Annotated in this window: 15 protein-coding genes; 10 read left to right on the top strand and 5 right to left on the bottom strand. The window is 66.7% G+C overall.

Features of this window, described 5'->3' with window-relative positions; translation table 11 throughout:
* Window positions 1-11: 11 nt before the first annotated feature.
* The 4 genes from ACFW6D_RS01190 to ACFW6D_RS01175 all read left to right on the top strand — a co-directional run bounded on the left by ACFW6D_RS01190 (window position 12) and on the right by ACFW6D_RS01175 (window position 2156).
* On the top strand, window positions 12-314 hold the full coding sequence (locus ACFW6D_RS01190) for a hypothetical protein (protein WP_379323524.1): 303 nt from the start codon (window positions 12-14) through the stop codon (window positions 312-314).
* Between the two features lie 8 nt (window positions 315-322).
* Window positions 323-601, top strand: a complete 279-nt coding sequence (locus ACFW6D_RS01185; protein WP_379323522.1) for a hypothetical protein — start codon at window positions 323-325, stop codon at window positions 599-601.
* A gap of 89 nt (window positions 602-690) precedes the next feature.
* Window positions 691-1929, top strand: coding sequence for an MFS transporter (locus ACFW6D_RS01180; RefSeq protein ID WP_379323520.1), 1239 nt, complete (start codon window positions 691-693; stop codon window positions 1927-1929).
* A 26-nt stretch (window positions 1930-1955) separates the two neighbouring features.
* On the top strand, window positions 1956-2156 hold the full coding sequence (locus tag ACFW6D_RS01175; RefSeq protein WP_379323518.1) for a hypothetical protein: 201 nt from the start codon (window positions 1956-1958) through the stop codon (window positions 2154-2156).
* Here the strand turns inward: ACFW6D_RS01175 and ACFW6D_RS01170 are convergent.
* Complete coding sequence (locus ACFW6D_RS01170) at window positions 2136-2519, bottom strand: hypothetical protein (protein ID WP_379323516.1); 384 nt, start codon at window positions 2517-2519, stop codon at window positions 2136-2138. The genes ACFW6D_RS01175 and ACFW6D_RS01170 overlap by 21 nt on opposite strands.
* 209 nt (window positions 2520-2728) lie before the next feature.
* Here ACFW6D_RS01170 and ACFW6D_RS01165 point away from each other — a divergent pair, with 209 nt between their 5' ends.
* The 3 genes from ACFW6D_RS01165 (at window position 2729) to ACFW6D_RS01155 (ending at window position 5118) form a co-directional block, all read left to right on the top strand.
* Window positions 2729-3262 carry a DUF1062 domain-containing protein gene (locus ACFW6D_RS01165; RefSeq protein WP_379323514.1) on the top strand — a complete coding sequence of 178 codons (534 nt, stop codon included), beginning with the start codon at window positions 2729-2731 and terminating at the stop codon, window positions 3260-3262.
* A gap of 195 nt (window positions 3263-3457) precedes the next feature.
* Complete coding sequence (locus tag ACFW6D_RS01160; protein WP_379323512.1) at window positions 3458-4189, top strand: class I SAM-dependent methyltransferase; 732 nt, start codon at window positions 3458-3460, stop codon at window positions 4187-4189.
* Between the two features lie 239 nt (window positions 4190-4428).
* Window positions 4429-5118, top strand: coding sequence for a GNAT family N-acetyltransferase (locus tag ACFW6D_RS01155; RefSeq protein WP_379323510.1), 690 nt, complete (start codon window positions 4429-4431; stop codon window positions 5116-5118).
* Here the strand turns inward: ACFW6D_RS01155 and ACFW6D_RS01150 are convergent, their stop codons facing one another.
* The 3 genes from ACFW6D_RS01150 to ACFW6D_RS01140 all read right to left on the bottom strand — a co-directional run bounded on the left by ACFW6D_RS01150 (window position 5119) and on the right by ACFW6D_RS01140 (window position 7721).
* Entirely contained in the window at window positions 5119-6225 is a 1107-nt protein-coding gene (locus ACFW6D_RS01150; RefSeq protein ID WP_379323508.1) for a glycosyltransferase, read from the bottom strand.
* 70 nt (window positions 6226-6295) lie between these two features.
* Window positions 6296-6946: a CPBP family intramembrane glutamic endopeptidase gene (locus ACFW6D_RS01145; RefSeq protein WP_379323506.1), complete on the bottom strand. Its 651-nt coding sequence runs from the start codon at window positions 6944-6946 to the stop codon at window positions 6296-6298.
* Between the two features lie 37 nt (window positions 6947-6983).
* Complete coding sequence (locus ACFW6D_RS01140) at window positions 6984-7721, bottom strand: NAD-dependent deacetylase (RefSeq protein WP_379323504.1); 738 nt, start codon at window positions 7719-7721, stop codon at window positions 6984-6986.
* Window positions 7722-7855: 134 nt separating this feature from the next.
* Between ACFW6D_RS01140 and ACFW6D_RS01135 the strand changes: the two genes are divergently transcribed.
* Window positions 7856-8593, top strand: coding sequence for a hypothetical protein (locus tag ACFW6D_RS01135; RefSeq protein ID WP_379323502.1), 738 nt, complete (start codon window positions 7856-7858; stop codon window positions 8591-8593).
* A 5-nt stretch (window positions 8594-8598) separates the two neighbouring features.
* Here the strand turns inward: ACFW6D_RS01135 and ppk2 are convergent, their stop codons facing one another.
* Window positions 8599-9534, bottom strand: coding sequence for a polyphosphate kinase 2 (gene ppk2, locus ACFW6D_RS01130; RefSeq protein WP_379323500.1), 936 nt, complete (start codon window positions 9532-9534; stop codon window positions 8599-8601).
* Between the two features lie 136 nt (window positions 9535-9670).
* On the opposite strand from ppk2, the gene ACFW6D_RS01125 reads away from it, so the two are divergent.
* Window positions 9671-10846, top strand: coding sequence for an ROK family protein (locus tag ACFW6D_RS01125; protein WP_379323498.1), 1176 nt, complete (start codon window positions 9671-9673; stop codon window positions 10844-10846).
* A 131-nt stretch (window positions 10847-10977) separates the two neighbouring features.
* Entirely contained in the window at window positions 10978-12453 is a 1476-nt protein-coding gene (locus tag ACFW6D_RS01120) for a sugar porter family MFS transporter (protein WP_379323496.1), read from the top strand.
* Window positions 12454-12471: the final 18 nt, after the last annotated feature.

Genomic DNA, 12471 nt, shown 5'->3' with positions numbered 1-12471 from the left:
GAGGACGTGCCATGACCGATTACGTCGACCCCCATCAACACAAGTTCCCCGATACCGAACGCACGACGCGCTCGCATGCGGGGGAGTTGGTTCAGGACTCCCTCAATTGGCCGGGACTGCTGCTCGTCGGCATCGGCATCGTAATGCTCGCGGCCACGCTGACGGCCGCCGGTTCCGGATTTGCCGGATGGGCGGTGATCGCCGGCATCCTCACCGGCGTGTGTTTGCTGTTCGGGGTGGGGATCGTCCTCGCCGAGCATCGCCGGATCAAGGTCGGTGAGGGTCTGCATCTGACCGATCCGTGTGGCCACTGAGGCCGCCGATGGGCGAGCCCGGACTGATCACCGTCGACCATTCGCATCTGTTTCCCGGTGTGGTGGTGCGTGCTGATCGAATGGCCGACGAGTTCGATGTGGTGTTCTCCGACGGGGTGCGCACCGAGGCGGGAATTCTGCGTGACGACAACGGGGTCGCGGCGCTCGATGTCGTCGGTTACGCGACCGCCGCGGGGACGATGCTGCCCGGCCGGATCTGGCCGATCACGTCGATGGAGGATGTCGGGTCTGCGGTGGACATCAAGCTCGGACCCTACCTGCGCTAGCGAGGTGAACCAGGCCGGTTCGTCCTCGCTGGACCTTTCTGTGCCCGACAGCTGGACCGGCGTCCATCAATGGCGCACTGTTGGTTCTCATGAGCGAGCATCCCGCGCAACGGCGCATTCTGGACGTGTTGGTCGCGGCGCAGATCTTCAGCGGGGCGGGGCTTGCCGCGGGTATCACCGTCGGTGCGTTGCTGGCGCAGGACATGCTCGGCTCCACCGGGTGGGCGGGTTTGCCCGCGGCGATGTTCACGGTGGGGTCTGCTGCGGCGGCGGTCGCGGTGGGGCGGATTTCGCAGCGGGCCGGGCGGCGTGCCGGGCTGACGTTCGGGTATCTGACCGGTGCGCTCGGGAGTTTCGGGGTGGTGGCTGGTGCGGTGACCGAGAGCTTGCCGCTGCTGTTCGTCTCGATGGTCGTCTACGGGGCGGGCACGGCGACCAGTCTGCAAGCTCGCTATGCCGGTGCCGATCTGGCCCAACCCAAGCATCGGGCACGGGCGATCAGCATGGTGCTGGTGGCGACGACGGTCGGTGCGGTGGTCGGGCCCAATCTGACGACGCCGATGTCGGATCTTGCTGTGCGGTGGGGCATTCCGAGTTTGTCAGGGCCGTTCGTGCTGTCCGGGGTGGCCTATCTGCTCGCCGGGCTGGTGTTGTGGGTGCTGTTGCGGCCGGATCCGCTCGTGCTCGCCAAGGAAATCGCCGAGGAACCTACCGAGGTTGTCGCGACGGCCGTGACGACGCGGTGGTCGGCGCCGATCGTGGCCGGGACGACGGTGATGGTGGTGACCCAGTTGGTCATGGCCGCGGTGATGACGATGACTCCTGTCCACATGCAGAATCACGGGCACGGCGTCGGCGCGGCGGGGTTCGTGATCGCGGTGCATGTGGCGGGGATGTATCTGCCGTCGTTGCTGTCGGGGATGCTCGTCGACCGGTTCGGGGCGGGGCTGGTCGCGGTGGTAGCGGCCGCGACGTTGGTTGCGGCCGGATTGGCGGCGGCCCTCGCTCCGCCGAGTTCGGTGGCAGCCCTGGCAGTGGCACTCGGGTTGCTGGGAGTCGGCTGGAATCTGGGGTTGGTCGCGGGGACGACGATGATCGCGGACGCGACGCCGGTCGCGACCCGCGCTCGTACGCAGGGCACGGTCGATGTGGGGATCGCGATCGCGGGGGCCGGCGGTGGGCTCGGGTCCGGGGTGATCGTGGCGTTCGCCGATTACCCCGGTCTGGCGTATCTCGGTGCGGGGATCGCACTGCTGATCGTGCCCGCGCTGGCCTGGGCTACTCGCCGATCGGCTGTCCGCGATGAGGTCGTGCGGGTCGAGAGCTGAGTTCGGGAACGTGGGATGATCTGAAGATGCAAGGTCAGACGAGTACCGCCCGGTTGTTGACGCTGTTCGGCGGCGTCGCCATCGTGATGCTGATGGTCAACTGGAGTCTGCTGCGCGCCATCGCGTTCGCGGCGATCTGGGCGGTGGCAGCGGGCGTGCTCGTCCTGCGCGACCGGCGCCGCGGAACCGCCGCGGTGCCCGACAGTTCAGACTCCGGCGAGCGCTGACGCCAGATCCGGCGCATCCAGAGCCTGCACGGCCTGCTGCCGCACGTCAGGACAGTGCTTCAGCGTCACCGTATCGATCACCGCGCGATTACGCGCCACCGCGACATTGATCCCCCCACTGCGCACCGCCCAGTTCTGCACCGTGCCATTGAACGAAACCCGCGCAACCGTGGCCCCTTGCGCCCGCCAAGTATCCAGATCCGGAGCCATCATCTCGCACAGATGCACAGCGGCCGCATCGGAGATCTCCGGCGCGCTCGCGTCCGACGGCGGCAACCCGGGATCAGGCGCCTCGGTACTGGTAGCGCACCCGGCGACAACCAACAGCCCGATCAACGCGGCCCGTCGCAAATGTGTGAACACGGATTTGTCCCTCCGGTAAAGGTTGTTCTTGCTCAGTGCGAATGCCCGCCTCGACAAGGGTCAAACAGCGGACATCTGGAAACCGGTGGGGGAAGCGGAGTTTCGTGCTGACGGCTGGCGCTCGAAAATCAGTGGCTCAGCGCCACTGTGCGCACCTACCATGCTGTCGAATCAGATCGTCTAGTCGAGGACGTGCCGTTGTACATCCTGTGGTCGCGCCCACCTGCCTGCCGCTCGTCCACCGCCGTTGCCACGCGTGTGCGTCCGAGCGCTTCAGGGCAAGCAATAGAATTCGGATCAACGCCAACCACAAACTCATCGATGCCTGGCTGCTCGCGCACTGTATTACCTGTGGGGACACGACAAAGCTCTCGGTGCTGGAGCGGGTGAATGTGCGGTCCATCCGACCTGAGTTATTGGGCCGAATGCATGACAACGACCCTGGTCTGACGGCTGAATTGCTGCAGAATCCGGTCGTGCAACGTCGCAACCGCATCGCTCTGGACTGGGGTGACGCCTGGAGTCTCGATACCGGAGGGTGGGAACACCCCGACCGAGAAGTGGTCGAGGTGTCGGTTCGCTTCGCGGCGCGAATCCCTGTCCGGCCGGTGCGGCTGATCGCTGACGGCTTCGGGTTTTCGCGAGCCGAGGTTCAGAGGCTGATCGAGGAAGGAAGCCTTGTCTCAGCAATCCGGCTGAGCGGCAAGGTCTCCGGCGACTTCGACTTCACCTTCAAGGGCTGAGGCTCGAGGTCGATGAGGCAACACTAGGGTGGCTCTAGCCGGGGCGAGAGGCGCTGCGACGGATTCGGTCCGCCACGCTCGACTTCGGTCACGACGATCAAGGGCGCCTCCTGTAGCGGGAGGTTGATAGTGAACTGTCCGGGAACGACATGGGGTGCCGGTGAATACCCGTTGATGGGCCGGTTTCTCGAGCCCGTGGCTGTGGCGGCCGTGGATGCGGCGGCCGTCGCGCCGGGCGACCGGGTGGTCGACATCGCAACCGGCACAGGCAATGCGGCGCTGCTCGCGGCCGAGCGCGGCGGCAGGGTTGTCGGCATCGACTTCGAAACGGCATTGCTGCGGGTAGCGGAGGAACGAGCCCACGCCGCAAGGTCCGATGTCGAATGGCTGTGGGGTGACTTGGAAGCTCTACCGCTTCCCGATCAGTCGACCGATGTGGTGATCTCGGTCTTCGGCGTGATGTACGCGGCCGATCATGGGATCGCCGCCCGCGAACTCGAGAGAGTCGCCGCGCCAGGGGCGAGGGTCGTCCTCGCGTCGTGGGTGCCGGGCAGCGTGCTGCCTGCGATGGGGCAGGTATTGAGCGGCTATCTGCCACCACCGCCTGCCGGCAGCGGACCGCCCAGCCGCTGGGGTGATCCCGTCGCGCTCACCGGCCTCCTCGAACCCCATGGACTTCGGCTCACCGCCACTTCGACCAGCCGAATTACGTTGCCGTTCACATCATCCGAAGACGCGGCCGATTTCCTGATTCGTACTGCCGGACACGTCGTGTGTGAGCGAGACCGGTTGACTGCGGAGGGTCGTTGGGACGCGTTGCACCAGGATCTGTGCCGATTCGTCGAGCAACGGGCAGAGTCGCGCGCCGGTCATCTCAGCCTGCCGCTGGATTACCTTCTCGCCTCGGCGATCAGGACATCGGACTAGCGTTGCGCAGGAGAAGATCGACACACGAAGTCGGTCGGGTTTTCGGCCACTGTGGGAACGCATTTCATTCTGGTGGCGCCGACTGAGCTGTCGGCGGAAATCGCTTGTGAGGTGTGGGCGGGAAGCAGTTCACGTTCAGTCGGACTGAGGCGTCGGAATCGTCGTGAGCGCAATCGGTGTCGGTGGTCGTGTGTTCGGCTAACGTTTTGGCCGAGGGTTCGGTGGTCAGGAGGGTGTTGGTGGCGGTCGAGATCGTGGTGCATCCGCTGGATGATCCGGTGCGGGCTTCGTTGCGGGGTGAGCATCGGCGGTTCGCGCAGTGGGTGGGGCGGATCGGGCGGTATGAACCGGAGGTGGCTCGGTTCGTTGGGCATCCGCCGGTTTTGGATGATCAGGATTGGGTTGATCTGGGAGTCGCGCTCGGGTCGGGGGGTAGTGCGGGGATCCGCGGGGTAGGGCATGTGCCGCCGGCGGGGTGGACGGTGCTGGAGGAGTTCGACACGGTGCAGATGGAGGGGTCGGGGTTACGGGTTGCTGTCGATCCTGAGCTCGAAATGCTCACTGCTGCTGATGTTCCCGAGATTCTGGAGCTGATCGCCCGAACCGAGCCGGGGCCGTTCGCGCCGAGGACCGTCGAGATGGGTACCTATCTGGGACTGCGGGTCGACGGTCGGTTGGTGGCGATGGCGGGGGAGCGAATGCACCCGCCGGGGTGGACCGAGATCAGTGCGGTGTGCACCGACGCCGAATTCCGGGGGCGCGGGATCGCGTCGCGGTTGATTCGGGCTGTCGGGGCGGGAATCCGGGCGCGAGGTGAGACGCCGTTTCTGCACGCGGTCGCCCACAACACCTCGGCGGTCAGTTTGTACGAGACATTGGGCTTCACCGTGCGCAAGAAAACGATGCTGACGCTGATGCAAGCACCGTGATCACGGTGCGGAGGCGGCCGATCGGGTCAGCTCGTCGGCGATGTCGGTGACGCTGGGCATCGCGGCGATCTCGGCGGCAACAGCGCGAGCGTTGGCCGCAAGGTCGGGATCGGAGATCAGTCGGTTGAGGTGGTCGGCGGTGATCGAGCGGGCCCGCACCGACAGCCCGGCACCACGCCGCTGCACCGATACGGCGTTCCAGGCGCGGTCTCCCGGTGCGGGAGTGGCGATTTGCGGGATTCCGGCGTGTAGCGCCGCGTACACCGAACCTGCGCCCGCGTGGTTGACCATTGCGGTGCAGTGGGGCAGTGCCTCGCGTAGGCCGAGCCAGCCGGTCGTGCGGATGTTCGCAGGTAATGAGCTGGTGCGCAAGGTCTTTCGATCGGGCCGGACGATGACGATGTCGGCGTCGACATACGGCGCCGCGCGCACAATGGTACGCAGCATCGTGTCTGGACCGTCACCGAGCATGGTCGAACGGGTGACGAGGATGCGCCGCCGACTCGACGGTTCCCGAAGGAACGCGGGCAGCTCCGCGCCGGGGGTCGAGTACGGGGTGTAGCGCAAGGGGCGACCGTCGACACGGACGATGCTCGGCGGGGCGATGGACAGGGTGGTCGTGGGTGCGGGCAGCGCGGTGTCGGTGAGCAGGCGGAGTAGTTCGTGGCGGATGACGGTGCCGTTGTCGAGGGCGATGTTGTGCAGGATCGTCGGAACACCGAGTCGGTCGGCCACGATCGCGGCCGCCGAAGCGAACGGTTCGTGCACGATCACGTCGGGTCGGAACTCCCTGGCCGCGCGCAGCAGCGGTTCGATCATCGGCCGATTGGTGACAGCGAAAACATGGGCGCCGCCGCGCGCATCCGCCATCCCCTGCCCCGACCGCAACGCCAGCACCGGATGTCTGCCGAGCCCGCGCACCGCGGCACGCAGGTAGTCGATCGGCGGGGCGACATCGGCGACCGGCAGTTGCGTCCGCACCACGGCGGCAGCATCACCTCCGGTGGCCACCATGATGTCGTGCCCGCGTTCGCGCAAACGCTGCACCAGCGGCATCATCGGAAACAGATGCCCGATCAACGGCATCGCCACGAACAGCACTCGCATCCGGTCTCCGTCCTCGGCCGCGTTCTCGGCCCACCCAGTGATACGGCGTCGCGGCGGCAACGGTTCACCGTTACCCCGCCGTAGCGCCGTGATAGAAGAAATCGCCGAGACCGACGGTGAAGACCAGGATGCCGTACATGGCATGTTCGACCGAGACGGTGAGCAGTGATCGGGTGCGCCGGTATCGAGTGGCGAACAGCGCGCCCGCCGCGGTACTCAGCAGCACCGAGACCCAGTTGCCGACAGTGAAGTGGGCGAAACCGAACGCGACAGCGCTGGCGGCGATGATGCGCGGACCATCGCCGAAGACGGGAGCGTAGCGGTGGAAGAGAAAGGCGCGGAAGAGCAGTTCTTGCGGGTAGACGCTGACCAGCGGATAGAACACGAGCACCAGCACCCAGATCAGGGGCCGTTCGCGGGGCAGATCGAACAGGGAGTCGGGGCGAAGGACAGCGACCGCGCCGATAAGGGCGACCGCCGCGACCGCCCAGAGCGCGAGAATGCCCGGTAGGGCGGGCAGTAGCGCGTCGGCCCGCCAGAAGGAGCGACGGTCGAAACCGGTGTGGCGCAGGTAGATCACGACGCCGACAGTGATCACCAGCAGGAACGGCAGCGGGCCGACACCGCGCAGCAACACCGCGTACAAACCGGTCAGACCGAAGAACAGGGCGACGAATTCGACTGTGAGCCAGGCCTTCCGGCTGGTGTGCTCGACGGTCATGCACCCGAGCCTAATGGGCGCCGCCGAGCACTGCCTGTTAGCGGTGTTCGGCGGCGGCCAGCGTCGCCAGCAGTTCGGGAAGTGCGGTGCCGATGGGCTCGCGGATGACCTCGTCGGCGAGGGCGTCGTAGGGGGTGGGTTCGGCGTTGACGATGATCAAGCGGGCGCCGTGCTCGGCGGCGACACCGGCCAGCGACGCCGCCGGTTGGACCTGCAGGCTGGTGCCGACGGCGACGAACACGGTGCAGGCCTGCGCGATGGCCATCGCATGACCCAGCACCTCGGGGTCGAGTGCCTGGCCGAACATGACCGTCGCGGTTTTGAGGATCCCGCCGCAGCGCAGACAGGCCGGGTCGGGCTCACCGGCGGCGACGCGGTCGAGGGCCTGCTCGGTGGTGGTGCGGTCGTCGCAGGACGTGCACAGCACCGTGCGCGCGTTGCCGTGCAGTTCGAGGACCTTACGGTCGGGCAGGCCGGCGAGCTGGTGTAGTCCGTCGACGTTCTGGGTGATCACGCGCACCGCCGTTCCGGTCGCGGCCAGCGCGGTGACGGCATCGTGCGCGGGGTTGGGGCGGGCGCGCCAGGCGGGGTGTTCGCCGCGCATGAGCCAGGATCGGCGGCGGATGTCGGGATCGGCCATGTAGTAGTCGTAGGTGACCAGTTTCTGGGCGTCGGGGTCGCGCTGCCACAGGCCAGCCGGGCCACGGTAGTCCGGGATTCCGCTGTCGGTGGAGACACCGGCGCCGGACAGGATCGCGACGAGCTGGTTGGTCATGGACTTCAGCGTAGGGCGCGACGATCCGTGGGGTCGACGGGATTTCGGTCGTTGTCTTCGCGAAGGGCTATCGCATCTGACTATGTAACGCTAAAGTCTGCCTGGAGTGGACTACAGCGGAAGGTGGCAGACGAATGACGTCGGCAGCGGTCAAACGGCAGGTGCTCGAACTCGGTGGGGCGTTCATGATCTCGCGCGAGGCCAGGGCGTTCGGGGAGACGACCGGGGTGGCCGGGTTCCACGGCGCCTACACGCGAGGACGCGGCGGGGTGCTCGGTGATGTCGACGCCGACGTGGTGACCGCGGCCTTCGGCTTCTTCGAACCCGAATGTGTGCGTGCCGCCTGGGAATCGGTGTCGATGCCCGCCGCCGAAGCCGCCACGCAGTACATGCTCGCGTGTCGCGGTTTCGGTCAGCGCAAGCTCGCCGGTTTCGACCGGGCCGACCGACTTGCCGAACTGCTGCAACGGGTCGTCAATGCCGCACCGTCGACCGGGCTGCCGTTGTTCGCCGGGTGGCGGGCGATGCCGGTTCCCGAGGACGGACGGGCCGCGGTGCTGCAACTGACACACGTGCTGCGTGAACTGCGCGGCGGACTGCACCTGATCGCGGTGCTGGCCAACGGGCTCACCCCGTTGCAGGCGATCCTGGTCGACGGCTCACCGATCTACGACGGCCCCGGCCATGCGAAGCTCCTCGGCTGGGCAGAACCGTTCGAGCAGGTCACCGACGATATTCGGATGCGCTGGGAGGCGGCCGAGAAACTGACCGACGAACTGATCGCGCCCTGCTTCGACGTCCTCGATGACGCCGAGCGCGAAGAACTCACCGCGCTGATGCTCGAAGCGCACCGAGTCGCTTTGAGCCGCTAGAACTTTCAGGACCCGATGACCTCGCGCCCGCGGCCCACGATCAGTGGGTCCGCGGTGCCGACGATCTCGACATCCTTGTTGTCATAGTCGAACCCGCTCAGCACGTGCCGCATCGCATTGAGCCTGGCACGCTTCTTGTCGTTGCTCTTGACGACGATCCACGGCGCGTGGTCGGTGTCGGTGTGCTCGAAGTTCTCTTCCTTGGCCGCGGTGTAGGAATCCCACTTGTCGAGTGAGGCCAGGTCCATCGGCGAGAGCTTCCAGTGCCGCACCGGGTCGACCTGCCGGATCGCGAAGCGAGTGCGCTGTTCCAGCGGCGACACCGAGAACCAGAACTTGACCAGGTCGATGCCGTCGTCGACGAGCATCCGCTCGAACAGCGGCACCTGCGCCAGGAACCGTCGATGCTCTTCGGGCGTGCAGAAACCCATCACCCGCTCCACCCCGGCACGGTTGTACCAGGAACGGTCGAACAGCACGATCTCACCCGCGGCGGGTAGGTGCTCGACGTAGCGCTGGAAGTACCACTGGGTGGATTCGCGCGTGGAGGGCTTTTCCAGGGCCACCACCCGGGCGCCGCGCGGATTCAGGTGTTCCATGAATCGTTTGATGGTGCCGCCCTTGCCCGCGGCGTCGCGACCCTCGAACACGATGACGATGCGGCGCCCGGTCGCCTTGACCCAGTTCTGCAGTTTCAGCAGTTCGATCTGCAAGAGTCGCTTGTCGAGGTCGTATTCCAGACGCGACAGACGCTCGTCGTAGGGGTAGCCCTCGCGCCAGGTGTCCACGATCAGGCCGCCGGGTTCGGTGAGCAGGATCGGGTCGTCGTCGTCGCTGTCGTCGACGGTGAATCCGGTGGTATCGGCCAGGTTCACGGCGGTCGCGAGATCGGCGATCTCGCTGACATCACGGGGGATCGGACGGATCTCGACATCAGTCATCCTTCGGACGCTAAATGACGTGCGTGTCGCCCAGATGAACACCCGGTGCCCCGCCCGTCGCCAACCCGCGCGCAGCACGAACGAGCACGGTGCACAATCGAAAGATGTTCGACTCAGCAATCCTCGCGGGCTCCCCGTGACCGGGCGCAACGGTCGACGCCCCGGCTCACCGACCGCGCTGCGCGACCAGAACCGGGCGCGCGTGGTCGACGAGCTGCGCAGACAGGGCCAGGCCACCCAGGCCGACCTCGCCAGAGCCACCGGCCTGGCCCCGGCGACCATCTCCAACATCGTGCGCGATCTCGCGGGCGCGGGCAGCCTGCACATCGAAAAGCGCAGCGGCAAACGCAATTCCGTGCGGCTGACCGGCGGAACGGGCTTCGTCGTCGGCGTGGACCTCGGGCATCGCCATCTCACCGTCGGCATCAGCGATCTGACCCATCACGTGGTGGCCCAGACCCGCACCGACCTGCCCGTCGGCCTGTCGGCGGAGGACGCCATGGATCGCGCCCGGCGCCTGCTGGACACCGCGCTCGACGACGCGGGCATCGACCGCGGCGCGGTGGTCGGTGCCGCGATGGGCCTGCCCGCGCCGATCGACCGCACGACCGGTCGGGTCGGCTCACCGTCGATCCTGCCTGGCTGGGTGGGCGTCGACGCGAGCGCGCTGGCCGCGACCGCGCTGGAGTTGCCGGTGCGGGTCGTCGTCGACAACGACGCGAATCTCGGTGCGCTCGCCGAACATCAGTGGGGAGCCGGGGCGGGCACCACAGACATGGTCTATCTGAAACTGTCCGAAGGGGTCGGCGCCGGGCTGATCGTGGGCGGGCGCCTGTATTCGGGGGTCGCGGGCACCGCGGGCGAGATCGGGCACACCACCGTCGACGAATTCGGTGCGGTGTGCCGCTGCGGTAACCGTGGGTGTCTGGAAACGCTGGTCTCGGCACGGTATGTGGTCTCGTTGCTGGCCCCGACCGCGGGCGAGCTGACGATCGAGGAGGTCGTGCGCCGCGCGATCGCCGGTGATCGCGCGTTCGTGCGGGTGCTCGACGATGTCGGCAGGCAGGTCGGGGCCGCCGTCGCGGGGGTGTGCAGCGTCCTCAATCCCGAACTGCTGGTTCTCGGTGGCGAACTCGCTCAGGCCGCCCGGATTCTGATCCCTTCGATCCAGCAGGTGGTCGACCGGTGCGGGGTGCCCTCGGCGGCGGCCGCGCTGCGCATCCGTCCCGCGATGCTCGGCCCGCAGACCCATCTGCTCGGCGCGATCGCGCGGGCCATCGCCGATGCAGACCACTCGGTGTTCATTTCCTGAACACAAAACACGGCGATTTGGGCTCGATTCGATGAATTCCTGCATGTGTCATTCAATTCGGTGCACACTGTGATCTGATTCACACTGCTACTCGCGAGGCAATGACGCCCGCCGTGGAGAGGACGAAGCCGATGCACGATGGAGGCTCCTTCACCGACCGATCCGCCCTTCCCGACGGGGAGGGATCCAGCAACCGCGTTGTGCTGATCGCGTCCGTCGCGGCGCTGGGCGGATTGCTGTTCGGCTTCGACAGCGCCGTGATCAACGGCGCTGTCTCCGCTATCCAAGACGAATTCGATGTCGCCGACGCAGTTCTCGGCTTCGCCGTCGCCTCGGCACTGCTCGGTGCCGCGGCGGGCGCGATGACCGCGGGACGGATCGCCGACCGCATCGGCAGGCTCAAGGTGATGAAGATCGCCGCGGTCCTGTTCTTCCTCAGCGCGATCGTCACCGCCTTCGCCCCCGACGTGTGGACCCTGGTCCTGGGCCGCATCATCGGCGGTATCGGCGTCGGTGTCGCGTCGGTGATCGCGCCCGCCTACATCGCCGAAACCTCACCTGCGCGCATCCGCGGCAGGCTCGGTTCCCTGCAACAGCTCGCCATCGTGCTCGGCATCTTCCTGGCGCTGCTGGTCGACTACGTGCTCGCCGAACTCGCAGGCGGCGCGAGCGAGACCCTGTGGTTCGGCCTGGAAGCCTGGCGCTGGATGTTCCTGTCGATGGCGATCCCCGCCGTGGTCTACGGCGTGCTGGCCTCGACGATCCCCGAGTCACCGCGCTACCTGGTCGCCACGCACAAGATCCCCGAGGCGCGACGCGTGCTGTCGATGCTGTTCGGTGAGAAGAACCTCGAGATCACCATCAACCGGATCGAGCACAGCCTGCAGAGCGACACCAAACCGTCGTGGAAGGACCTGCGTCGCCCCGGTGGCGGGCTGTACCCGATCGTATGGGTCGGGTTGATGCTGTCGGTGTTCCAGCAGGCTGTCGGTATCAACGTGATCTTCTACTACTCGAACGTGCTGTGGGAAGCCGTCGGCTTCGAGGAATCGCAGTCGTTCCAGATCAGCGTGTTCACCTCCGTGGTCAATATCGCCACCACCATCGTCGCGATCATGCTCATCGACAAGGTCGGGCGCAGGCCGCTGCTGCTCACCGGCTCGATCGGCATGACCGTCACCCTGGCCACGATGGCGATCTGCTTCGGGGCCGCCGATCAGGTGCCCAACGCCGAGGGCGTGCTCGAACCGCACCTGAGCGGGGCGTGGGGTCCGATCGCCTTGGTCGCGGCGAACCTGTTCGTCGTGTTCTTCGGCATGAGCTGGGGTCCGGTCGTGTGGGTGCTGCTCGGGGAGATGTTCCCGAACCGGATCCGTGGCGCCGCGCTCTCGCTCGCCGCGGCCGGCCAGTGGGCGGCGAACTGGGCGATCACCGTCTCGTTCCCCAGCCTGAAGACCTTCTCGCTCGGTTTCGCCTACGGGATGTACGCGGTGTTCGCGCTGCTGTCGCTGGCATTCGTCGCCAAGTTCGTGCCAGAGACCAAGGGGATGTCGCTCGAGGACATGGACGAAGCCGCCGGATACGAACACCCCACCGCCAAAGCCTGACCAGTTTCCGCTCGTCCG

Origin of the sequence: Nocardia sp. NPDC058705 (assembly GCF_042749305.1) — a bacterium.
In the GTDB taxonomy this organism is placed as follows: Bacteria; Actinomycetota; Actinomycetes; order Mycobacteriales; family Mycobacteriaceae; genus Nocardia.
This window is presented reverse-complemented; position numbering and strand designations above follow the sequence as displayed.